The sequence below is a fragment of the Burkholderia sp. BCC1996 genome (assembly GCF_905339955.1).
GTDB lineage: Bacteria > Pseudomonadota > Gammaproteobacteria > Burkholderiales > Burkholderiaceae > Burkholderia.
The window spans coordinates 1-340 of the sequence record NZ_CAJPHM010000111.1 but is presented as its reverse complement, the minus strand read 5'-3'; the positions used below and the strand labels follow the sequence as shown (position 1 = coordinate 340).

The 340-nt window shown below is 68.5% G+C and carries 1 pseudogene; it reads left to right on the top strand.

What is annotated here, in order from left to right:
* Window positions 1-340, top strand: a pseudogene (locus U4Z64_RS37450) (electron transfer flavoprotein subunit beta/FixA family protein); the annotation flags it as partial.

The window sequence follows — 340 nt, the reverse complement described above, 5'->3', positions numbered from 1 at the left end:
GTCGGTGGGCGTGACGCAAGCGCAGGAAACGCTGCGCACGGCGCTGGCGATCGGCGCGGATCGCGCGATCCTCGTCGAGTCGAACGACAGCGTCGAGCCGCTGGCCGTCGCGAAGATCCTGAAGGCGCTGGTCGACAAGGAACAGCCGCAACTCGTGATCCTCGGCAAGCAGGCGATCGACGACGATTCGAACCAGACGGGCCAGATGCTGGCCGCGCTGGCCGGCCTGCCGCAAGCGACGTTCGCGTCGAAGGTCACGATCGCGGACGGCAAGGCAACGGTTGCACGCGAAGTCGACGGCGGCGCGGAAACGCTGTCGCTGACGCTGCCGGCGGTGGTC